Genomic DNA, 943 nt, shown 5'->3' with positions numbered 1-943 from the left:
CCTATGCGGTATCTGGCCTCTATATCACTGGCGCTCATTGTCCCCTTCGGATTGTTCTGGGGGAGGGACAAGCTGGTAAACAAAGAGCGCCACGAGCTAGTGTCGAATGATGATCAGCGTATGGTCGATTTCATTCGCATTAAACCGGACGAAAAAGTACAGGAGAAAAAACGCGAACTCCCGAAACCGCCACCACCTAAGCGTCCGCCGCCGCCACCAGAAATGAAGGTGACGTCGACAGTAAAACCGGTGATGGACCAAGTTCCAATGGATATGCCAAAACTCGATCTACCAGTAAACGTCACTGGTGGCTCAGTACTCGGTCATTACAGCCAAGGTGGCGGAGCGAGACTGGCAGGTAGCGGAGGTCCTGTACCTTTAGCAACATTCCAACCTCAGATGCCTCGTAAGGCCGCCCGTTCTGGACTTGAGAAAGGTATCGTACTTGTAGAGTTTACTGTTAACGAACGTGGTAGCGTCGAGGACGTCAAAGTTTTAAAAGAGACACCACGTAAGTTGGGCTTGGGACAAGCCGCGAAGAAAACCGTATCTAAGTGGACCTTCAAACCCAAAATGGTTGACGGTAAAGCGGTTAGCTCTCGCCTTTCTCAAGAAATTGAGTTCTCTACAAACTAAGGAGTCATACGTATGAAAGCATATACCAAACTGTTGGCTTCTCTAGTGTTATTGTCAGGCGCGTATGGCGCGCCTGGTTTTGCCAACACTCCGGAGTTGTCAGACAAAACGTTTCGAACGGTAAACAAAGTTCAGGAACTCATTGCTACAGAAAAGTACGCTGATGCCCTTTCTAAATTGAACTCAGCATTAAGTAGTACAAGCAAAAAACAATATGACCGTGCAGTCTTACTGCAACAGATGGGCTTTTTGTACTCTCTGCAAGATGACTACCCGAAAGCAGCAAAGTATTTTGCTGATGCGTTAA

General features: G+C 47.7%; 1 protein-coding gene and 1 pseudogene. Both read left to right on the top strand.

Annotated features, from left to right (window positions below; all coding sequences use genetic code 11):
* Window positions 1–3: 3 nt before the first annotated feature.
* Window positions 4–636 (top strand): energy transducer TonB, encoded by a 633-nt coding sequence (locus R7093_RS24320; protein ID WP_318146895.1) that lies wholly within the window; start codon window positions 4–6, stop codon window positions 634–636.
* Window positions 637–648: 12 nt separating this feature from the next.
* Window positions 649–943: pseudogene (locus R7093_RS24315) on the top strand (hypothetical protein); the annotation flags it as partial.

It is taken from the genome of Vibrio sp. 1580 (assembly GCF_033340055.1).
This window is presented reverse-complemented; position numbering and strand designations above follow the sequence as displayed.

Coding starts and splice junctions, on each gene's coding strand:
- R7093_RS24320 (WP_318146895.1), top strand. CDS start 4: ATGCGGTATCTGGCCTCTATATCACTGGCGCTCATTGTCCCCTTCGGA.